This is a genomic window from Cognatundibacterium crateris (assembly GCF_010078235.1).
GTDB lineage: Bacteria > Pseudomonadota > Gammaproteobacteria > Burkholderiales > Burkholderiaceae_D > Undibacterium > Undibacterium crateris.
In genome coordinates, this window is the sequence record NZ_JAABOS010000002.1 from 54690 (window position 1) to 76969 (window position 22280).

The following is a 22280-nucleotide window of genomic DNA, read 5'->3' on the forward strand; positions in this document are numbered from 1 at the left end:
CAACTGGTGTAAAGCCGGAAAACTACGGAGCGAAGCGCTATAATGACGACTTCTTCCGGAAAATTAGCCATGCAACTGTCTGCTGTCGGTCTTAATCATACGACTGCGCCCCTGTCACTGCGCGAAAAAGTCGCCTTTGCTCCTGATCAGATTGGTCAGGCAGTAGTGGCTGCGCGCGCGTGGTTTGGCTCGCGGCAGATTCAGCATCCGACGGGCACGACAGAAGCTGCGATCTTATCAACCTGCAATCGCACAGAACTGTACGCAGCCTGCGCCGGTCTCGACAACCCGGTCGACGTCACGGCACGCTTCCTGGCTGACTTCCACCATTTACCCTACGCGGATTTGCGTCCGCATCTATACACTCTGCCGCAAGACAATGCAGTGCGGCACGCTTTCCGCGTCGCATCCGGACTCGATTCCATGGTACTCGGCGAGCCGCAGATCCTGGGGCAAATGAAAGATGCGGTACGTCAGGCCGAAGCAGCTGGCGGTCTCGGCACCTATCTGCACCAGATGTTCCAGCGTACTTTCGCGGTTGCCAAGGAAGTGCGCAGCACGACAGAAATCGGTGCGCACAGCGTATCGATGGCGGCAGCGGCAGTCAGGCTGTCACAAAGAATTTTCGATAAGATTTCAGATCAGCATGTGCTGTTCATCGGTGCCGGTGAAATGATAGAGCTGTGCACTACCCATTTCGCTGCGCAAAATCCTAAGTCACTGACTATCGCTAATCGCACGCTGGAACGCGGTGAAGCACTGGCCCATCGTTTCAATGGCAAGGCGATCCGCCTGGCTGATTTACCGCAGCAATTAGCGCAATTCGACATCATCGTCTCCTGTACCGCATCCTCCTTACCGATTATCGGTCTGGGACTGGTCGAGCGCGTGGTCAAAGCGCGTAAGCACCGTCCGGTGTTTATGGTCGATCTGGCGGTACCACGTGATATTGAGCCTGAAGTCGCTCAGCTCGACGATGTGTTTTTATATACCGTCGATGACCTCGGCAGCGTAGTCCAAAGCGGCATAGAAAACCGTCAGGCTGCCGTCGCCCAGGCAGAAGCCATCATCGAAACCCGCGTGCAATCGTTTATGCACTGGATAGATGGCCGCGCCGTAGTGCCTGTGATTCAGGATCTGCATGAAAGCAGCGAACAGTTACGCCTCGCAGAACTCGAACGTGCGCGTAAAATGCTGGCGCGTGGTGAAGATATCGATCTGGTGCTGGAAGCCTTATCAAAGGGCCTCACCGCCAAATTCCTGCATGGCCCGCAACAGGCGCTGCACCAGGCCAGCGGCGACGAACGCGCGCGCCTGGCCAGTCTGCTGCCTCAGTTATTCCGTACTAAACGTTAGTGCACTTTCTTCTGGTCAGCCGCCTTGGGCTGACTACTCTCAGGCCACACGGCCATGTCTCTGTTTTTTTATCTGCCCTGCCTATGAAACCCTCTATGCTCGCCAAGCTGGATCAGCTGGCTGAACGCCTCGATGAAGTCGGTCACCTGCTGATGCAGGAAGGCGCAACCAATGATATGGATAATTACCGCAAGCTCAATCGTGAACATGCGGAACTGGACCCTCTGGTTGCTTTGTACAAAAACTATCAGCAAGCGCAATCCGACATCCTGGAGGCGCAGGACATGCTGAATGATCCGGACATGAAGGCATTTGCACAGGAAGAAATCGAAAGCGCAAAGCAGACCATGCTGACGCTGGAAGATGATCTGCAAAAAATGCTGCTGCCTAAAGATCCGAATGATGAGCGCAACATCCTGCTTGAAATTCGCGCCGGTACCGGCGGTGACGAAGCAGCCCTGTTTGCCGGTGATCTGCTGCGCATGTACACCCGCTTTGCTGAGCGCAATCGCTGGCAGGTAGAGATGATGTCGGAGTCGGCTTCTGAACTCGGTGGTTATAAAGAGGTGATTGTGCGTATCGCCGGTTTCGGCGCTTACTCCAGACTGAAATTCGAGTCTGGCGGTCATCGCGTACAAAGGGTGCCGGCGACCGAAACCCAGGGCCGGATACATACCTCGGCCTGTACCGTCGCCGTAATGCCGGAAGCGGATGAAGTGGCTGACGTGGTCATCAATAATGCCGACCTGCGTATCGATACCTTCCGCGCCAGCGGTGCCGGTGGTCAGCATATCAATAAGACCGATTCTGCAGTGCGTCTGACCCACTTACCGACCGGGATCGTGGTGGAATGTCAGGATGGCCGCAGCCAGCATCAGAATAAGGCCCAGGCTATGCGCGTGCTGGCCACTCGCATCATGGATATCCAGCTGCGGGAAAAACAAGCGAAAGAGGCAGCAACCCGTAAGAGCCTGATTGGTTCCGGCGACCGCAGTGAACGCATACGCACTTACAACTATCCGCAAGGCCGCATGACGGATCACCGCATCAACCTGACCTTGTATAAACTGGATTTCATCATGGATGGTGATCTGGAAGAACTTAGCAATGCGCTGATCGCAGAACATCAGGCTGAATTGCTGGCGGAACTAGGCGACGATTAAGTCGTCCAAGGACTGACTGCCACGCAAGGCGAGTCACGATCTGTACCACAGACACTACTCGTGCCAACTTACATCGCTTTATCACGCTGACAGAAAAAACGTGTAAGCTGGCATCCGCTTTCATTTTCCGGATGATTTTCATGCGTTCTAGCAAATTCGTATTACTGGCTGTGGCGGCAAGCTGCCTGGCTGTTCTGGCAGCGGCTATGTATCTGCAGCTGGTCAAAGACATGTTGCCCTGTCCTCTGTGTGTGTTGCAACGTTATGCTTTCCTGGGCATAGGACTGTTTGCATTGCTGGCTGCGCTACTGCCAGAAAGAGCCAGGCGAGTAACGGCGGGTTTGTCATTTGCTTCGGCACTCGCAGGAATTGGCGTCGCTGGCAAGCATCTGTATGTGCTGGCGAATCCTCAACTGTCCTGTGGTATCGATCCGCTGGAAACCGGCTTGAATAAAATTTTCTTATCGGTCTGGTGGCCGGACTTCTTCCGCGCCGATGGCTTATGCGATACCCCGTATGAACCGATACTGGGCTTGTCTATTCCGGGCTGGGCTATGGTCTGGTTCCTGATCTGCGCCATCGCCACTGCCAGCGTTATGCTACAACGCAAACGTAGCAGTATGTTTGGAGAGCGCCGCTGATGCAGGCCTGGCAGCAAGAGGGCCTGAGCCTCGCAGATTATGAGCGCTTAGTACCGCTGGATAAGCTGGAGCTCCGCATGTTACTGATGCATGCGACTGGCAAGAGCCGTATCCAGCTAATCACCCATTCCGATCAGTCCCTGACAACGGCAGTCAGAGAGCATTTGCTGAGTCTGATCAGTCGCCGTCTGACGGGTGAGCCTGTCGCTTACATCCTTGGTGAACGTGAATTCTTTGGCCTGTCTTTTGTGACTTCACCCGCTGTGCTGATACCACGCGCCGATACCGAGCTGCTGGTGGAACTGGCCTTGCAGCATGCACCGCCTAACAGCCGCTTACTGGACATGGGTACCGGTTCGGGTGCGATTGCAATCAGCATCGCACATGAACGTGAAGATCTGGCCGTCAGTGCACTCGACATCAGTGCTGACGCGCTCGCAATCGCAACTCAAAATGCAGCCCGCTTATTACCCACAAATCGTCAGCAGCCATTTCAGCTATTGCAGAGTGACTGGTTCGCAGCGCTGGGACCACAAGGATTCAATACCATCGTCAGCAACCCGCCATATATCGAACAGCACGATCCACATTTATCGCAAGGTGACCTGCGTTTTGAGCCGCTGTCTGCGCTGACCGATCATGCGGATGGACTCAGTGCTTACCGTCATATCGTCAGCACAGCGAAACAATATTTGTCAGCAGATGGCTGGCTGCTGATGGAACATGGCTATGATCAGGCGGAAGCTGTGCGTGCGCTACTGCTGCGGCATCAATACACAGAAGTACAAAGCTGGCGCGATCTGGCTGGTATAGAGCGCGTCAGCGGCGGCAAACTTCAGACAGAGGCCTGAAGATGGAATGCTCAGATGATCTGCAACGCATGGATATCGCTATGATCCATCGTTTTTTGTCTGAAGAATCAAGCTGGGCTAAGGGCATTCCGCTGGATACCGTTAAACGTGGTATGGAACATTCGCTATGCTTTGGCGGCTGGTCAGATGGGCGGCAAATTGCGTTTGCACGCGTGATTACTGACCATGCGAGTTTTGCGTATCTGCTGGATGTGTTTGTGCTGCCTGAATTTCAAGGTCGTGGCTACAGCAAACAATTGCTGGAATTTGTGTTGCGCCATCCTGCCCTGCAAGGCTTACGGCGCTTTGTTCTGGTCAGCAGCAATGCACGCGGCCTGTATCAGCAATTCGGTTTCCAGGCATTAGGCAAACCTGAGACCTATATGGAAATCCATCGCCCTGCGCTCTACCAGCCCTGAGCGATTTTGCTGGCACACAGCCAGACCTGCGCTTACTTCACCTGCTGTTTATTGAGTTTGCGTGCCAGTGTTCTGCGATGCATACCAAGACGGCGTGCGGCTTCAGAAATATTGAACTCGGCTTCCACCAACACCTCATGGATGCGCTCCCATTCCAGCGTTTTAATCGAGGTTGAGCGATTGCTTAATTCAGGCTCAGCCACACCCGCCACATGACCGAAGGCCGCTTCAATATCATCGGTATTGGAAGGTTTAGCCAGATACTGACAAGCCCCCAGCTTTACGGCTTCAACCGCGGTAGCGATACTCGCAAAGCCAGTCAGCACCACGATCAGCATGGCCTCGTCATGCTTATGCAGCATCTGTACGCAGGCCAGCCCAGAAGCATTGCCATTGAGCTTTAAGTCCACCACCGCATAGCGCGGGCTATGCTGAGTCAGCAGTACAGACACCTGCTCCAGACTGTCCGCATGCAAAACGGTATAGCCGCGCCGTTCAAACGAGCGCACCAGTGTGCGCGCAAATGCAGTATCGTCTTCCACGATCAGCAACAGACGATTCTCTGACATAGGTGATTACCTCTTAAAGCTTCAGTGCAGAAATAGGCAGAGTGACTTCAACAGCAGCCCCACCTTCGAGACGGTTTCTGGCTGATACCGTCCCACCCAGCTTACGTACAACATTCACCACAAAGAACAGACCCAGTCCGCTGCCGGCGCGGCCCTTGGTCGATTGATAGGGCTGCCCCAGCTTGTCCAGAATATGCGGCTGGAAGCCCGGCCCGCGATCTGTAACCAACAAAGTCAGCACTTCCTCCTGACGCTGCACATCGAGTGCCAGCCAATGTGGTGATGCTTCAAGCGCATTATCTAACACATTGCATATCATCTGCTTGAGTGCCACATCAAACACCACCGGAATATCATGTGGATTGCTGTTTCTGTACTCGAAAACCTGCAAAATGCGGGTGGCACGGAAGTCTTCGGCCAGATCGTTCAGAAAAGTATTGATGGTTGTTTTAACGGAGGACTCGCCCCTGGCTTCACCAGCCGACAATAAGATACTGCTGACGATGCTCTTACAACGCTGTAACTGGCGCTGCATTTCAGTCAGCTCTTCGGTCAACTCTGCATCCTGAGTGAATTGCGGCATACGGCGCCAGTCGCCCAAAATTACCGACAAGGTGGCCAGCGGCGTACCTAGTTCATGCGCAGCACCGGATGCCAGCAAACCCATCTTCACGATATGTTCTTCTTCTGCTGCGCGCTTCTGCAAATCGGCTAACTGCGCATCCCTTTCTTTGAGATTGGAATTAATCCGGGTCAGGAAAAACACCAGCAAGGCCGCATTCAGCAAAAAGCAGATCAGCATGCCATCACGGTACAGACTGAACAGGCTGTTGACTGAATCCGGCGGCAGTTTCAGCGGCAGAGAAAAACGTGACAAGCCCATCAGGCAAGCTGTACTCAGCGCCACGATGAGCCAGGTCGACCAGGCTTCCAGCAGCACCGCGCTAAGTATCACCTGCAGCAAAAACAAAAAGGCAAACGGATTTCCAGTGCCGCCGCTCAGATATAGCTGCGCAGTCAGTGTCGCTACGTCGACCAGTAAAGCCAGCAATAGCTCACGGTTCGAAACACGAACTTCTTCATGCCAGCGTAAATGGCTGCCGATGTTAAAAGCGATCAGACCTGCCAGCACATACAGCATAGGCAGTATCGGCAAATGGATGCCGAAGCCCAGCGTGACTAAGGCGATGGTAGAGATCTGGCCGAATACCGCCAGCCAGCGCAAATGGATCAGCTGCAGCATATTTTTATGCCCGGCTGAGTGCTGCAGTTCCTTGACGCCTGAGTCAGGCAAAATCACAAAGGTGGAATGGTTTTCTGTATCGCGCATCTGGCTCACTTTCGGTGGATGCGCGCTGAACGCAGCAGACTTGTTCAGCGACGCCGGTCAGTACGGCGTACATACCAGTACGCCAATCCGACCATCAAAGCGAGAGCATACCAAGTCAGCGCATAGACTGCATGATTGTTCTGAAAACGCACTACCGTCAAGCCTGCTACCGGCCCTGCGGCATCAGTCTGGCTGGCTGCATCAGCATCGATAAAATACGGTGCCACATCGGTAAGCTGATGTGCGGCGGCCATCGCTGCCACATCGCGCGAAAACCAGCGTCCGGCCGCTGCATCATTGTGACGCAGGAAGCCGCCACCTGGTTCGGTGACACGCAATAAACCAGTCAGGGTCAGCGTTTCAGAGGAAGGCGCACGTGCCAGCTCTTGTTTGACGCGCTCCGCAGACGGCAAGAAACCGCGATTGATGAACACCAGACTGCCATCGTTCTGACGCATAGGTGTCAGCAACCAATAGCCGCTACCCAGTTCCGTCACAGCCTGCACCATGCTCGACTGCGCATGCAAAAACACACCGCTGACTTTGACATGACGGTATTCATCTCTGGCCACGCTGACTTGCGGCCAGTCGCTACGGCCCGGCGCCGCTTCCGGCTGAGCGTGTATGCGCTGCTCGACGCGGGCGATCAGATCCAGCTTCCACTGGAGGCGGACCACTTGCCAGCTACCCAGCGCGCACAGACAAAGAAAAACCACCAGCGCACCGATGGTGAGTAAGCTTCTCACTAAAGGTGAACGCGGGTGGTTATCCTGGTCAGCCGGAACCGCAGTTCCGGCCGGGGTCTCAACAGGAGACAGACTCATGGCAGATTGCGTGAGTTCTGTCCATCCTTAGCTGGTGCCAGATTAATCGACTCTGGCTTGGTTTCATGATTCATGCCAGGCATCATGTTGTGATTCATATGATGCATAACCCACAGCGAACCTGCCAGCATAATCACGACCAGCAAGGTAGTGAAGATCAGTGCCAGCATAGACCAGCCACCTTCGGACTTGAAGTTCATGTGCAGGAAGTAAATCATGTGTACCACGATTTGTATCGCTGCGAATACCAGCAATACGATACCCATGGTTTTCGAATCAGGAATCACCTTCGCCATCACCAGCCAGAAAGGGATCGCTGTCAGGATCACCGACAGGATGAAACCCAGGGTGTAGTCTTTCAGGCTGCCGTGGCTGCCGTGATCTTCGTGTCCATGATGACCGTGAGCGTGGTCATCACCGTATGCGGAATGTGTGTGATGTGCGCTCATGGCAAGACTCCCATCAGATAAACAAAGGTAAATACACCGATCCAGACCACGTCCAAAAAGTGCCAGAACATAGACAGACACATCAGACGACGGCGATTTTCAGGCGTGAGACCGTGACGCTTGAGCTGGAACAGCAAGGTCACCAGCCAGACGATACCGAAAGTCACGTGCAGACCGTGGGTGGCAACCAGCGCAAAGAAGGAAGTCAGGAAACCACTGCGTTGCGGACCTGCACCTTCATGGATCAGGTGAATGAATTCATACAATTCCAGGCTGATAAAGGCCACGCCAAAGAGGCCAGTGATCGCCAGCCAGACCATGGTGGTACCCAGACGGTTTTTCTGGGATTCCAGCATGGCGAAGCCATACGTGATCGAGGACAGCAACAGCATAGAAGTATTCAATGCCACCAGTGGCAGATCGAATAATTCTGCGCCGGTCGGACCACCTGCATAGTTACGGCCCAGTACTGCATACGCAGCAAACAGACACGCAAAAATCAGACAGTCACTCATCAGGTACAGCCAGAAACCCAGCAAAGTACCATTTTCCGGATGGTGTTCCCGGACGAAGAAGCGGGAACCCGCGTCTCCGTTCAAAGCATTATGTGTAGTTGTAGACATATCAGGCCTGGCTCGCTAACAAACGTGTGCGCTCATCTTCCGTGCGGATCACTTCATCAGCAGGAATGTAATAGTCGCGGTTGTAATTAAATGTGTGAACTATGATTGCTGTCAGCATCACCAGGAAGGCGGCCACAGCAGGAATCCACATTTGCCAGATCAGTGCGAAGCCGCATGCGCCGCTGAGTGCAGCGATCACGAAACCGGCACCGGTATTCTTAGGCATATGGATATCCACAAAGCCTTTAGTCGGACGCTGGTAGCCATTCTTCTTCATGTCATCCCATGCGTCGTTATCATGCACGCGTGGTGTGAATGGGAAGTTGTAAGCCGGTGGTGGCGAGGAAGTCGACCACTCCAGCGTACGGCCACCCCATGGGTCACCGGATACATCACGGTTTTCATGACGACGCAGGTAACTGACGACCAGCTGTACCAGGAAGGAACCGATACCCAGCGCGATCAGTACCGCACCGAAAGCAGCGATCTGGAACCAGATCTGCAGCGATGGATCATCAAAGTGACTCAGACGGCGTGTCACACCCATCAGGCCCAGCACGTACAGTGGCATGAACGCAAAGTAGAAGCCGATACACCAGAACCAGAACGAGCATTTACCCCAGAAGCTGTCGAGCTTGTAACCGAAGGCTTTCGGGAACCAGAAGTTGATCGCAGCCATCGCACCGAACACTACACCACCAATAATTACATTATGGAAGTGAGCGATCAGGAACAGACTGTTATGCAAGACAAAGTCAGCAGGTGGAACAGCCAGCAAGACACCGGTCATACCGCCGATGACGAAAGTCACCATAAAGCCGATAGTCCACAGCATAGGCACTTCAAAACGGATACGGCCACGGTACATCGTGAACAACCAGTTGAATATCTTCGCGCCAGTTGGGATCGAGATAATCATGGTGGTGATACCGAAGAAGGAGTTAACACTCGCACCGGAACCCATGGTGAAGAAGTGATGCAGCCATACCAGGTAAGACAGGATAGTAATCACCACCGTCGCGTACACCATCGAGGTGTAACCGAACAGACGCTTGCTGCAGAAAGTGGATACGATTTCAGAGTACACACCGAAGCAAGGCAGGATCAGGATATATACCTCTGGGTGACCCCAGATCCAGATCAGGTTCACATACATCATGGCATTGCCGCCCATGTCGTTTGTGAAGAAGTTAGTGCCGAAAGTACGGTCCAGCGACAACATCGCGAGTACGGCGGTCAGTACCGGGAAAGCAGCAACGATCAGTACGTTAGTACACAGCGCAGTCCAGGTGAATACCGGCATTTTCATCAGATTCATGCCAGGCGCACGCATCTTGATGATAGTCACAATCAGGTTAACGCCGGACAACAAGGTACCGACACCGGCAATCTGTAAGGACCAGATATAGTAATCCACCCCCACATCCGGGCTACCCAGAATGCCAGATAACGGTGGATACGCAAGCCAGCCGGTACGTGCAAATTCACCCACGAACAACGACACCATCACCAGCACGGCACCGAATGCGGTCATCCAGAAACTGAAGTTATTCAGGAAAGGGAAAGCCACGTCACGTGCACCGATTTGCAAAGGTACGATGTAGTTCATCAAACCTGTTACCAGTGGCATCGCAACGAAGAAAATCATGATCACGCCATGCGCCGTGAATACCTGATCATAGTGATGCGGTGGCAGGAAGCCGGCTGAATCACCGAATGCCAGTGCCTGCTGGGCACGCATCATCAGCGCATCCGCAAAGCCACGCAACAGCATGACCAGACCCAGGATCATGTACATGATACCGATACGTTTGTGATCGATAGAGGTGATCCACTCACGCCACAGGTAACCCCATAAACGGAAGTAGGTCAGACCACCCAATACGGCGGCACCGCCAAACAGGACACCGATAAATGTCGCAATCAGAATTGGCTCATGGAAGGGAATCGCTTCCCAGCTGAGGCGGCCAAGCACCAGCTTTGTCAAATCAATTTGGTCTAACATCTTTATTTTCCGGTGGTTGTGGTTGGCGTCGTGCAGATTTCAGCGAGCGGACCACGGCCGGCCTGCTGGTTTTGCGCCAGTAAATTGGAGAACTTACCATTCGCTGCGCTCTTCACATTCAGATCAGTGCTCATCAACTTGTCGATACAAACCTGACCGTCAACGACGCAGCGATTCAGAATGGCATGATAGAGGTCAGCCTCAACGGTCGCGTAGCGGCGAACCGGATCTTTGATACTCGGCTTTTCCAGTTCCAGGTACTCAGCACGCTTGAGCGCAGGCTGATTAGTTTTTACTGTCTGTACCCATTGCGCGAAGTCTTCATTGCTCAGGCCACGGAATTTGAAACGCATATCCGAGAAACCGGCGCCGCTGTAGTTCGCAGAGAAGCCTTCGTAATCACCCGCTTTATTAATGACTGCATTCAGTTCAGTCTGCATGCCTGGCATCGCATAGATCTGACCAGCCAGTGCCGGGATATAGAAGGAGTTCATCACTGTCGATGCAGTAATTTTGAAATGAATCGGTACATCGACCGGCGCAGCCAGTTCATTCACCGTTGCAATGCCTTGCTCTGGGTAAATAAACAACCATTTCCAGTCCAGCGCAACCACTTCAACCGTTAATGGTTTGACATTAGCAGGAATCGCACGAGTCTCATCCAAACGCGACAACTTTCGATATGGATCAAGAGTATGCGTGGTAATCCATGTCAACATACCCAAAGCAATGATGATTAACAGAGGCGCACCCCAGATCACCAGTTCGAGTTTCGTAGAATGATCCCAATCCGGTTCGTACTGTGCTTCGGTGTTGCTTTGACGATAACGCCAGGCAAAAAAGAAGGTCAGTGCAATCACCGGTACGATGATCAATAACATCAACAATGTCGAAATGACAATGAGCTTACTCTGTTGAGCGGCAATATCTCCGGATGGATTCATCACAATTGTGTTGCATCCAGCCATCATTATTGCGGGCAACAGCAGTATTCCGCGACGAGCTAATTGAGAAAACATACAGGAAAAGTCCAGTCTGAACGTAAATATGTGGTAATGTACTCTCACTGATAAGCATTAGCGATTGGACGTTTTGTCCTACCCTTTCTGCCTGCATGGGAAAAGCTGCCGACTGCGTCCATCGACATAACAACGATGACGGAGACGACTATGCCTAACATCAGCAGCCACAATGGCGCACTGTACGCCAACCAGCCTTCTGCCAACGGCAGTACCCCTAAACGTGGTGATCATGCGGATACGTCTGTCGATCCCGGAGAAATCGCGATCGGGGTCATTATAGGACGCACTTCTGAGTATTTCGACTTTTTCGTCTATGCCATTGCTTCGGTACTGGTATTCCCCTCGGTATTTTTCCCATTTGAAGATCGCCTGGAAGGCACGCTGTACGCCTTCGTCATCTTTTCCTTTGCTTTTTTAGCACGCCCTATAGGCACCATGATTTTTATGGCTGTACAGCAACATTTAGGACGTGAAGCAAAACTGACCATAGCCTTAGTGCTGCTTGGTTTTTCCACTGCCGGCATTGCCTTTCTGCCTACCTATGCCAGCATAGGCGTCACTGCCATCGTGATGCTCTCGGTATTGCGAATAGGTCAGGGCATAGCGCTCGGTGGTTCCTGGGATGGCCTCCCTTCCCTGCTGGCATTGAATGCGCCGGAAGACAAGCGTGGCTGGTACGCGATGCTGGGACAACTGGGCGCGCCTACCGGCTTCATCCTGGCGGCCAGTATGTTTGCCTATATGCTGTCCAACCTGTCACCGGAAGATTTTCTTGAGTGGGGCTGGCGCTATCCTTTCTATGTTGCGTTTGCCATCAACGTAGTCGCTCTGTTCGCGCGTCTGCGCTTGGTCGCCACCGATGAATACACCCATTTACTGGAAGAACGCGAATTACAGCCGGTAGGCATCATAGAGTTGCTGAGCACTCAGGGTCGTAATGTACTGATAGGCGCGCTCGCCGCGCTGGCCAGCTATGCCTTATTCCATCTGGTGACAGTCTTCCCGCTGTCCTGGATTACCTTGTATTCCGGCCGCAGCCTCAGTGACTTCCTTTACCTGCAAGTCGCAGGTGCCTTCCTGATGGCGATATCGGTGGTGGTTTCGGGCCTCATTGCAGATAAAATCGGCCGTCGCAACACGCTGGGAACACTCGCCATTCTGATCGCTGCACTCAGTGCCTTCATACCTACGCTGATGAAGGCAGGCGAAAGTGGTGAAAACATTTTCCTGTTATTTGGCTTTATCCTGCTCGGTCTTTCTTATGGTCAGGCAGCCGGGGCAGTAACCGCTAACTTCCCTGCAAAATACCGCTATACCGGTGCTGCGCTGACTTCGGATCTGTCCTGGCTGGTCGGCGCTGGCTTCGCACCGCTGATTGCACTGGGATTGTCCGCTAACTTCGGCCTTGCCTACGTCAGCCTCTACCTGCTGTCAGGCGCCGCCTGCTCACTCGCGGCACTACATCTGAACCGTGCTTTAGAAATTAAGAACTGAGTGAGCTGCACCTGCTAGTCCGCATTGATGTGGCTCACGCTGATGCAAGTCAGTCTGAGCCACTTAGTGGCGTAAGTATTTATCCTCAGGAATAAGGCGTAAAAAAAAAACAGCCAGCATTTTTTGCTGGCTGTTTTTTTTATTCACTGGTACAAGCGCACTGCCCTGCTGCCTCCTGTACCAATGTACTGATCGCTTATCGATACACAGTCACCGGTTCCGGTGCAGGTGTGACGACAGGCTGAGCTGCAGTGCCTGCATTGGCCGGGCGGTTGGCGCCGCGTGGCAGGCCAAACTGCACCATCAGTTCACCATAGGCGGCTTCTGCCAGACTGCGCGAAGTTTCCTGCATGACTTTGCCACGGTTGAACACTACGCGATCACCGGCACGGCTGATGATCTTGGTATCCACACCTGAGCCACTGGCACTGAAAGCTGCTTTCACTTCATAAGTCTTGGTATTAATCAGACTAAAATCCGCCACCAGATCCAGCGACAGACTGGCTGTCATGGAATTCCCGTATTGCAGTTGATTGCTCTCCTGACGGAACTGGATATTGCTGACGGTGCCAAACAACACATAATCCGCACCCGGATACATCCCCTGTTTGATGCGGCCGATGATGTCGAAAATTTTCTCCATCGGCTTACCTACATAAGGGCGGGCCTGAATCAGATGTACAGCGCCACCTTTGAGTAAGGCACCTTTCAGATCAGCCGTGTAAGTTTTCAATTCACCGCGATCGATATAGGTGTAATAGCCTTCTGCTTCAAAATAATTGCTTTCGCTTTTAGCGTCTACATGACCACGCTGGGAATAGCTGCGATCAGTTTCACGCTCGCTGTAGCTGCCTTTGACGCTGCTTTTGCTGGAGGCAGACACTACGCGAAAATACTCGCTGACTTTTTCTTCATACGTCAGATCGGTTACCGCAATCTTAGGCTCAGCGGCATAAGCGCTGATGCTGGCCAGGCCACAGGCCAGCGCAGCGATCATTTTTTTTACATTCAACATCGTGCTTCCTTTACCGGAAAATTATTTTTTAGATGTCTTGCGGATTTCTTTTTCATCCTGCCACTCGATCGAACCTTCTTCGATGTCGTACAGTTTCAGTGTCATTTTGTAGAACACATCTTTAGTCGTCGCATTCTGCTTAACGATGGAAACGATTTCACCTTCCAACGAATATTTAGCCGCAGTCATGTTACCGATTTTTGCCTTGCCCTGCGCTTTGTACAGGCCGCTCTGATTCTGGCGCTGCAGCTCATCCACACCTTGCTGCATTTCGTCTGCACTGCGGGTGAATTTCACTTTTCTACTTTTTACCAGTGCGGTCTGAATACTGTTCATGATCGACTTGGTATCGATGTATTCGCTGGTCTTGTTACGCACACCGGCCAGTGTCAAAGTAGGACGATTGGCGAGTACCGGATCTTCCAGCAAAGAACCCACCATTTTTTCTGCGATCATTTGCAGGTCGGTAGAACCGAATTCATTGGTGACCGTTTCTACCGCTTTGTTATCGCCATAGCTAACCTGACGCGCAAGGCTGACTGTCGGTTGCGACAACTTGGTCTGGCACGCAGTCAGCGAGACGCCAGCCAGCGCCAGCAGACAAATCATTTTGGACAATTTTACGAACTGTTTCATGGATATATTCCTTAGATTAATTTCTGGCTCTGAGCTCAGCGTGGCTCAGCACTCATTTCGATTTTGAAGTCACTTGCCTGCGGACCGTAGGCTGTGCCTTTGATCAGCTGGCTCTGACGGCCGAGTATGGTCAGCGGCTTCCACACTTCACCATCACCGACCTGCATACCTGCTGCATCGGTCCAGCGGAAGCGGTAGTACACACGTACATCTTTGTCGGTCAGATTCAGCATCTCAGCCTGTACCACCATCACATCATTGCGACGCTGCGAGCGCAGATCCACGACCTGCACCCCTTCCAGCGTGCCACGTACCATCAGCTTGGCAGCGATACCAGCCGAAGAGGCATTCGGGATATCGTTAGCGGCCTGAACCGGAGCCATCCAGCACGCAGTAAGTACGGCGCTGATTGCGATTAAGCGGGCATTTTTCAACATGTCTTATCCTTTGCGACGACAATTAATTGGTTTTTACAGCAGTTGTGCCAGTATTCGTGGCACCTTGTGCTGGTTTAGGTTTAACGGCATTTTTCTTCACTGCCGGTTTCGCATCCTGCGCGGTGGTGGCAGGTTTATCCTCAATCTGAGCAGCTGGCGTTATCGTGCCAAATTTGGCTAAGTCACCCAGATAGGTTTTGTTTTGATACAAACGTACCGGCACCACCATATAGCGACCATCGACCGAGATTTTACTGGTTTCGCCGGGACGACCGGTGAAGTTTACGTCGTAGTCACCCGGCGGCAGGAAGGCGCGGGCCACGAAGACGCGCTCAGGCAGACTGCGCCACAAGCGGTCATCGGCATTACTCTCGGTTGCAGCTACTGCGATATTAGCGGCCAGTCCGGCTAAGGCACCAAAGTTTTTATTGATCTGATCCTGCGCCACACCCTTCACCGCTGCGCGGATCGCAGCGCGGGTATAAATGCCTGGCAGCTCATCTTTCAAGGCTCGGCGTGCCATCACGTTAAAATCAGTAATCAAGGCTGTCGGAAGATTCTGATTGCCAACCTGGATGGTATTGATCTGCGGTGCATCCTTGTCTGGATAAATCACTGGGAAAGCCAGTGACATCGTGATCAGTCCACGTCCGGTCGGAATCGGCAAGGTCAGCTTTTTCGATTGACGCGCTGGCGAATTACCGGCTTCGACCACGAACAGTACGTCGGTAACGCCTTTCTTGCGGCGGAAACTGGTACGCTGATCCAATCCCTTCAGCCCCTCTTCCAGCACCGGCAATTCCGGACGCAATTCAATCGCTTTACGATAGCCGGGCGCAGCCAGGCCTGGCTCATTGAGTGCTTCGTACACAAAACCGGACAGATAATGGCTGAGCGCATTCTGGTAACCGTTTTTCAGCTTCAGGACTTCCGGATCATTCAGGGTTTCGACCGGATAGCCGTTCAATTCTTTATTGCCTGAGCTGACGCCTTTGGATTTGGCTTCTTCTTCCGCCGCCACAGTTTCTTTGGAGCGGAATTCTGCAATCACGGCTTCACGTTCATGCGTGCGTTTGATGTCGACCCGCGCTGTATCCAGGTCACCCAGATTGATGCGGTTCATCGCCATACGGATAGTCAACATCACTTTTTCGTAATCCTGGCCTTCATAATCGCGGCTGGCATCGCCCATCAGGGTCGCGCCTATCTGCGCCATCAGTTTTTGCGGATTACTCTTGGCATTCTCTTCCCACTCTTTGACCTTGGTATCCGCCACATTCAGGGCATTCAGGCTGTCCTGATAGCGTTTACCGATACGCATTAACTCGCCTTTTTCCAGATTCAGCAGCAGGTCATTTTCATTCTTGCCCTGAGTTTGCGCCTCAACCTGCTTAATCGCATCTTCAATCTGGCCGGTTTTAGCAACCGCCAATGAAGCTGCCACCTTGCTTTCGTGGGTAGGAGTGGTCACGCAACCCGTGAGTACGAGTGCCGCTACCAGCGGAGTCACTGCAAAAGTAGAAATGCGCATAGTTTTCTGGAAGGAAAGGGAAATAAAGAGAAACAATTGAGAGAGGCAAGATTGTCGAAATACAACAATTTCACACGAGCATAGGATTATATGTAAAACAAGTTTTTTTACATTATCAAGGTGATAATTAATTACGTATAATTGTAATTATTTGTAAAAATTTTAAGCTAACTCAATCGCGCTCTTAATCCCACCTTCAAAACCAAGGCTTTTTCTCCCTTTGCTATAGGCCCAAATACCATCCCAGAAAATGGCATTTAGTCCTGGCATAGATCCAAAGGTGGAAAAGCTGCCAGCCAGCGATCCAGCTGCCACATCAGATCCGGCAAATAAGCATGATCCGGGCTGCGCAAGCCATGATCAGCACCAGGAAAGACACAGGTTCGCCACTGTCCGGGCATAGGCTTAACTATTTGTTGCAATTTATCCTTGGCATCTTTTGGAATCAGTGCATCTGCCTCTCCATAGGCCCATAACACTGGCCCCTTCCATGCACGCAGATTACTGATGTGATCGACCGCACGAATTTCCGACCAATAGCGCCAGCTGCGGCCATGGATCAGCGTCTGATCCGGGTCGGCTGGTTCCTTACTCAACGCCGCCTGCAATTGCTTCCATCCTGTATGCATATGGGCGTAAGCACGGGCCAGCGTCTGATAGGTGCCCATTGCGCCATCCCCACTATGCGCCAATAACACCAGGTGGGTAGCGGCGGGCAGCGCCAGCGCCAGCACCGGGGCTAGCTCTGCCCCCTCAGAAATACCCATCACTACTACGCGTATGGTTTTGTTGGCCGGGACTTGTGCGAGCTGAAAACGGATGAACTCCAGCTGATCCGCCTGCCAGCGACTGAAATGATCATCCTGCACAAAGACGCTGCTGCAATGACTGCCATCATCCTGAGCGCCGACATGGCGCTTCTGTAACAACCAGATACGGCTGACGCCGGACTCGCCTTCCAGGCCGCGGAAATAGCCGGGTAAATAGCGCCCCATACTCGCACAGCCAGAACCACCGACGACGAAAATCCAGTTTTCATAGCCAGTATCCGCAACCGGCACAAAGCTGCTCTGCGAGTGGATACCCTTGTCCAGATAAAAATAATTTGCATAAGCGCCATCCGCAAACCGGAACGATAAACTCTGCACCACGCTTGAGCTCTGTGCCAGCGCTGGCTGCAGCAACAGGCAGAAGCATGCCAGACCGGCTTGCAGGCAACGTGCGAGACAAATGAAAAGCTGAGGATGCAAAGCAGATTTCTCCTGTTTGTATTTGCAAGTGTTTCCAGTTCCAGCAAGGCGGGCGATGCGCACGCAGCATCGCTGGCGACCACGGCAGCAGCAACGCACATAGTGCTTTACCGCAGCTCGCCAGCATACGGCGCAGCGAGTTCTACCCCCTGCCAGTCTGGCTGTCAAGACTGGCGCAAAGCCGCAAATTGCGTATCATCAGCGCCTTCATTGCTTTTTTATGTCTGGATGCTGGATTTATGTTGCCTTCAATTGAACAAAGACTCGCCGTAGAACTCGCTGCCAAACCGGTACAGGTAGCAGCCGCTGTCGCCCTGCTGGATGAAGGCGCAACCGTGCCGTTCATCGCGCGTTACCGTAAAGAAGTCACCGGTGGCCTGGACGATACCCAGTTACGTTTGCTGGAAGAACGCTTGCGTTATCTGCGCGAACTGGAAGACCGCCGCGCAGCCATCATCGCCTCGATTAACGAACAGGGCAAAATGACGCCGGAACTGCTGGCGGCTGTCAGCCTGGCGGAAGATAAAACCCGGCTGGAAGATCTCTACCTGCCTTACAAACCTAAGCGCCGTACCAAGGCACAGATCGCGGTGGAAGCCGGTCTGCAACCGCTGGCCGATGCCTTGCTCGCCAACCCGGCCTTGCAGCCGGAAACTGAAGCAGCCGCGTATCTGAAGCCAGCCTTCACCACCGATAACGGTGACAATCCCGGTGTGGCCGATGTCAAAGCAGCGCTGGATGGCGCACGCCAGATTTTGATGGAGCGTTTTGCCGAAGATGCGACTCTGCTGCAAACCCTGCGTGAATACCTGAATGAACATGGCATCGTGGAATCCAAAGTGGTGGAAGGCAAGCAGGATGCGGGCGAAAAGTTTGCCGATTATTTCGATTACTCAGAAACGCTGGGCACCATTCCTTCGCACCGTGCGCTGGCCTTGTTCCGTGGTCGCCGCGAAGAAATGCTGACGGTCACACTGCGCCTGGACAGTGAAGAAGAAAAACCAAAATGGGATGCGCCGCTGAATCCTTGCGAAGGCCGTATCGCCGCACGCTTTGGCATCAGCCAAAAAGACCGTCCGGCAGATAAATGGCTGGCCGATACTGTACGCTGGGCCTGGCGCGTGAAGGTGTTCATGCATCTGGAAACCGAGCTCATGGGCAAGCTGCGTGAAAATGCAGAAATCGAGGCAATCAATGTTTTTGCCCGTAATCTGAAAGACCTGTTGCTGGCAGCGCCAGCCGGACCACGCGCCACCATGGGTCTGGATCCGGGCTTACGTACCGGCGTCAAAGTAGCCATCGTCGATGCGACGGGTAAGGTGATGGAACATGCCACGATTTACCCGCATCAGCCACGCAATGACTGGGATGGCTCGCTGCATACGCTGGCGAAACTGGCAGAAAAATATCAGGTATCGCTGATCTCTATCGGCAACGGCACGGCCTCACGCGAGACCGACAAACTGGCGCAGGATCTGATCAAACTCAAGCCTGAACTGAAACTGACTAAAATCGTGGTGTCTGAAGCGGGTGCTTCGGTTTATTCCGCGTCGGAATTCGCGTCTAAAGAATTGCCTGATCTGGATGTCTCCATCCGTGGTGCGGTATCGATTGCACGTCGCCTGCAAGACCCGCTGGCGGAGCTGGTTAAAATCGATCCAAAGTCCATCGGTGTCGGTCAGTATCAGCATGACGTCAGTCAGACTCAGCTGGCGCGTTCACTCGATGCGGTGGTAGAGGACTGCGTGAATGCGGTCGGTGTCGACGTCAATACCGCCTCTGCGCCTTTATTGGCGCGGGTTTCCGGCCTGTCCGCGAGTGTCGCACAAAGCATAGTGAATTACCGCGATGCCAAAGGCATGTTCAGCGCACGCGCCGATTTGCGCGCCGTGCCAAGGCTGGGTGACAAGACCTTCGAACAGGCTGCTGGCTTTTTGCGCGTGATGAATGGCAGCAATCCGCTCGATGCCTCAGCCGTCCATCCGGAATCTTATCCGCTGGTAGAAAAAATTCTGGCCGATATACAAAAAGATGTGAAGGCCGTCATCGGTGACAGCAGTCTGTTGAAGAGCCTGAACCCTACGCGCTACGCCGATGAAAAATTCGGTGTACCGACTGTGACCGACATCCTGAAAGAGCTGGAAAAACCAGGCCGTGATCCACGTCCTGAATTCACCACCGCGACCTTCAAGGATGGCGTGGAAGACATTAAAGATTTGCGCCCGGACATGATACTGGAAGGCGTAGTCACCAACGTAGCAGCCTTCGGCGCCTTCGTTGATATTGGCGTGCATCAGGATGGACTGGTGCATATTTCTGCACTGTCGTCGACCTTCGTCAAAGACCCACACACCGTTGTCAAGGCGGGTCAGGTAGTCAAAGTGAAAGTGCTGGAAGTCGATGTCAAACGTCAGCGTATCGCTCTCACCATGCGCCTGTCTGACAGCGCACCGCAAGCCGGCAGCAAACCGGAACAGCGCGGTGACCGGCAAGATGCAAAGCGTTTGAATCAGCATCAGTCACGCAATCAGGCGGCTGCACCGGCCAACAATGCGATGGCAGCAGCATTTGCTAAATTGCGCGGCTAATACCAAGCGAATATCGGCAGACTGGTTCAAGTTGCGCAGATGAAGCGCACATGCCTGAGCACAAAGTAACAAGCTAAGCGACAGATTGCCCTGCAGTCTGTCGCTTTTTTCTTTCAGTCCCGGCGCTGCTGTGACTCTCTCTTTCCTCACCCTCCTGCACTGTGTCAACTCTGCTCAGCGCTGACACAGTGTCACCTGGGACAGTGTTCCATTATGTGACAGTCGCAGCGCATCACAGCGTCCCAAGCTAGGCAGATCGCCTTGAAACCCTTATCTGTATTGGCTTTGCAAGATGAAGCCTGACTGGCACAGGCTTTGCACTAAGTCATGCGTGCTTGCACAAATTCCAGGACCACACTGCATCACAAGTTAGCTGTAGCCAAAGCTAGCCGGTGAATGGTGGCAATTCACAATAAAGGAGACATAACATGACAATGGCAGACCTGAGCAAACTGGGTATCAAGAATCCGTATAAAACACGTTACGACAACTTCATCGGTGGCCGCTTTGTGCCACCCGTCAGTGGCGAATATTTTGAAAACATCAGCCCGATTATCGGAAAAGCCTTTTGCGAAGTAGCGCGTTCCACCGCAGCGGATGTAGAACTGGCACTGGATGCCGCCCATGCGGCAAAAACTGCGTGGGGCAAAACCTCACCGGCCGAACGCGCGCAGATACTCAATAAAATTGCGGACCGCATGGAAGCCAACCTGAGCGTGCTGGCTACCGCAGAAACCATAGACAACGGCAAACCAATACGCGAAACCATGGCCGCTGATATTCCGCTGGCGATTGATCATTTCCGCTATTTCGCCGGTTGCATCCGTGCGCAAGAAGGCTCAGTGTGCCAGATCGACGCAGAAACCTATGCGTATCACTTCCATGAACCACTGGGTGTGGTGGGTCAGATTATTCCGTGGAATTTCCCTATCCTGATGGCGGTCTGGAAACTGGCACCGGCACTGGCGGCAGGCAATTGCGTGGTGCTGAAACCCGCGGAGCAAACACCTTGTTCAATCTTAGTGTTGATGGAACTGATCCAGGATTTGCTGCCAGCTGGTGTGGTGAATGTGATTAATGGCTTTGGCCTGGAAGCCGGTAAGCCATTAGCTTCCAGCAAGCGCATCGCCAAAATTGCGTTCACTGGCGAAACCGGTACCGGTCGTCTGATCATGCAATATGCGGCACAGAATCTGATTCCGGTCACGCTGGAATTAGGCGGTAAGTCGCCCAATATTTTCTTTGCCGATGTGATGGATCAGGATGATGCCTTCTTTGATAAATGTCTGGAAGGTTTCGCGATGTTCGCGCTGAACCAGGGTGAGGTCTGTACCTGTCCGTCGCGGGTGCTGATACAGGAATCCATCTACGAGCGTTTCATCGCACGTGCGGTGGCACGGGTAGCAGCAATCAAACAAGGCAGCCCGCTGGATGCCAACACCATGATAGGTGCGCAGGCTTCGCAAGAGCAGCTGGAAAAAATTCTGTCCTATCTGGATATCGGCAAACAGGAAGGCGCAACGGTGCTGGCTGGCGGCGCACGCCAACAACTGGATGGTGATCTGGCTGGTGGCTACTATGTGCAGCCGACCATCTTCAAAGGTCATAACAAGATGCGCATCTTCCAGGAAGAGATCTTTGGACCGGTGGTCTCGGTGACGACTTTCAAGGATGAAGAAGAAGCGCTGGCGATAGCCAACGACACGCTGTACGGTCTGGGTGCCGGTGTCTGGACCCGCGATGGCAGCCGCGCCTTCCGCATGGGACGTGGCATACAGGCGGGCCGGGTCTGGACCAACTGCTACCATCTGTATCCGGCCCATGCTGCGTTTGGCGGCTACAAGCAATCTGGTATCGGTCGCGAAAATCACAAGATGATGCTGGATCACTATCAGCAAACTAAAAATCTGCTGGTCAGTTACAACCCGAATGCGTTGGGTTTTTTCTGAGCAGAGTTGAGATAAGCATCCCTGTACTGTTATGCTGAGATGCTGAACTAAGCCGTAGCTGTGCTGTGTACGACAGCTACGGTTTTCGTTTTCCTGCAGCGGACTTGTAAGCATCCGGGTCCGTACTG

General features: G+C 53.1%; 20 protein-coding genes. 8 read left to right on the forward strand and 12 right to left on the reverse strand.

Features of this window, described 5'->3' with window-relative positions:
- The first annotated feature begins 69 nt into the window (after positions 1-69).
- The 5 genes from hemA to EYB48_RS03460 all read left to right on the forward strand — a co-directional run bounded on the left by hemA (position 70) and on the right by EYB48_RS03460 (position 4430).
- The gene (hemA, locus tag EYB48_RS03440) at positions 70-1356 is read left to right on the forward strand and encodes a glutamyl-tRNA reductase (RefSeq protein WP_162018913.1); all 1287 of its coding nucleotides are present in this window, start codon (positions 70-72) and stop codon (positions 1354-1356) included.
- A gap of 83 nt (positions 1357-1439) precedes the next feature.
- On the forward strand, positions 1440-2519 hold the full coding sequence (gene prfA, locus EYB48_RS03445) for a peptide chain release factor 1 (RefSeq protein WP_162018915.1): 1080 nt from the start codon (positions 1440-1442) through the stop codon (positions 2517-2519).
- 140 nt (positions 2520-2659) lie between these two features.
- Positions 2660-3160, forward strand: a complete 501-nt coding sequence (locus tag EYB48_RS03450) for a disulfide bond formation protein B (RefSeq protein WP_162018916.1) — start codon at positions 2660-2662, stop codon at positions 3158-3160.
- Positions 3160-4011: a peptide chain release factor N(5)-glutamine methyltransferase gene (prmC, locus tag EYB48_RS03455; protein WP_162018917.1), complete on the forward strand. Its 852-nt coding sequence runs from the start codon at positions 3160-3162 to the stop codon at positions 4009-4011. Before EYB48_RS03450 ends, prmC begins: the two co-directional genes overlap by 1 nt.
- A gap of 2 nt (positions 4012-4013) precedes the next feature.
- A complete protein-coding gene (locus tag EYB48_RS03460; RefSeq protein ID WP_162018918.1) occupies positions 4014-4430 on the forward strand; it encodes a GNAT family N-acetyltransferase in 417 nt (138 codons plus the stop codon).
- Between the two features lie 32 nt (positions 4431-4462).
- On the opposite strand, the gene EYB48_RS03465 is transcribed toward EYB48_RS03460, so the two are convergent.
- From EYB48_RS03465 to cyoA, 7 genes are read right to left on the reverse strand one after another with little or no spacing between them, the layout of a single operon-like run.
- Positions 4463-4999 (reverse strand): response regulator transcription factor, encoded by a 537-nt coding sequence (locus EYB48_RS03465; protein ID WP_162018920.1) that lies wholly within the window; start codon positions 4997-4999, stop codon positions 4463-4465.
- Between the two features lie 13 nt (positions 5000-5012).
- On the reverse strand, positions 5013-6329 hold the full coding sequence (locus EYB48_RS03470) for an ATP-binding protein (RefSeq protein ID WP_162018921.1): 1317 nt from the start codon (positions 6327-6329) through the stop codon (positions 5013-5015).
- A gap of 44 nt (positions 6330-6373) precedes the next feature.
- Positions 6374-7153 (reverse strand): SURF1 family protein, encoded by a 780-nt coding sequence (locus EYB48_RS03475; RefSeq protein ID WP_162018923.1) that lies wholly within the window; start codon positions 7151-7153, stop codon positions 6374-6376.
- Entirely contained in the window at positions 7150-7602 is a 453-nt protein-coding gene (gene cyoD, locus EYB48_RS03480; RefSeq protein WP_162018925.1) for a cytochrome o ubiquinol oxidase subunit IV, read from the reverse strand. The genes EYB48_RS03475 and cyoD overlap by 4 nt, the downstream gene beginning before the upstream one ends.
- A complete protein-coding gene (gene cyoC, locus EYB48_RS03485) occupies positions 7599-8225 on the reverse strand; it encodes a cytochrome o ubiquinol oxidase subunit III (protein ID WP_162018927.1) in 627 nt (208 codons plus the stop codon). Before cyoC ends, cyoD begins: the two co-directional genes overlap by 4 nt.
- A 1-nt stretch (position 8226) precedes the next feature.
- Entirely contained in the window at positions 8227-10230 is a 2004-nt protein-coding gene (gene cyoB, locus EYB48_RS03490) for a cytochrome o ubiquinol oxidase subunit I (protein ID WP_162018929.1), read from the reverse strand.
- 2 nt (positions 10231-10232) lie between these two features.
- Complete coding sequence (cyoA, locus tag EYB48_RS03495) at positions 10233-11249, reverse strand: ubiquinol oxidase subunit II (RefSeq protein ID WP_162018931.1); 1017 nt, start codon at positions 11247-11249, stop codon at positions 10233-10235.
- A gap of 150 nt (positions 11250-11399) precedes the next feature.
- Between cyoA and EYB48_RS03500 the strand changes: the two genes are divergently transcribed.
- Entirely contained in the window at positions 11400-12746 is a 1347-nt protein-coding gene (locus tag EYB48_RS03500; protein WP_162018933.1) for an MFS transporter, read from the forward strand.
- Between the two features lie 196 nt (positions 12747-12942).
- On the opposite strand, the gene EYB48_RS03505 is transcribed toward EYB48_RS03500, so the two are convergent.
- From EYB48_RS03505 to EYB48_RS03525, 5 genes are all read right to left on the reverse strand, one after another.
- A complete protein-coding gene (locus EYB48_RS03505; protein WP_162018934.1) occupies positions 12943-13761 on the reverse strand; it encodes a penicillin-binding protein activator LpoB in 819 nt (272 codons plus the stop codon).
- Between the two features lie 21 nt (positions 13762-13782).
- Positions 13783-14397 carry a penicillin-binding protein activator LpoB gene (gene lpoB, locus EYB48_RS03510; RefSeq protein ID WP_235934888.1) on the reverse strand — a complete coding sequence of 205 codons (615 nt, stop codon included), beginning with the start codon at positions 14395-14397 and terminating at the stop codon, positions 13783-13785.
- Positions 14398-14432: 35 nt separating this feature from the next.
- Entirely contained in the window at positions 14433-14834 is a 402-nt protein-coding gene (locus EYB48_RS03515; RefSeq protein WP_162018935.1) for a YcfL family putative periplasmic lipoprotein, read from the reverse strand.
- Between the two features lie 22 nt (positions 14835-14856).
- Positions 14857-16365: a COG3014 family protein gene (locus EYB48_RS03520; RefSeq protein ID WP_162018936.1), complete on the reverse strand. Its 1509-nt coding sequence runs from the start codon at positions 16363-16365 to the stop codon at positions 14857-14859.
- A 257-nt stretch (positions 16366-16622) separates the two neighbouring features.
- Entirely contained in the window at positions 16623-17615 is a 993-nt protein-coding gene (locus EYB48_RS03525; RefSeq protein WP_162018937.1) for an alpha/beta hydrolase family protein, read from the reverse strand.
- Between the two features lie 239 nt (positions 17616-17854).
- On the opposite strand from EYB48_RS03525, the gene EYB48_RS03530 reads away from it, so the two are divergent.
- Complete coding sequence (locus tag EYB48_RS03530) at positions 17855-20203, forward strand: Tex family protein (protein ID WP_162018938.1); 2349 nt, start codon at positions 17855-17857, stop codon at positions 20201-20203.
- 428 nt (positions 20204-20631) lie between these two features.
- Positions 20632-22152, forward strand: a complete 1521-nt coding sequence (gene adh / locus EYB48_RS03535) for an aldehyde dehydrogenase (protein ID WP_162018939.1) — start codon at positions 20632-20634, stop codon at positions 22150-22152.
- Positions 22153-22280: the final 128 nt, after the last annotated feature.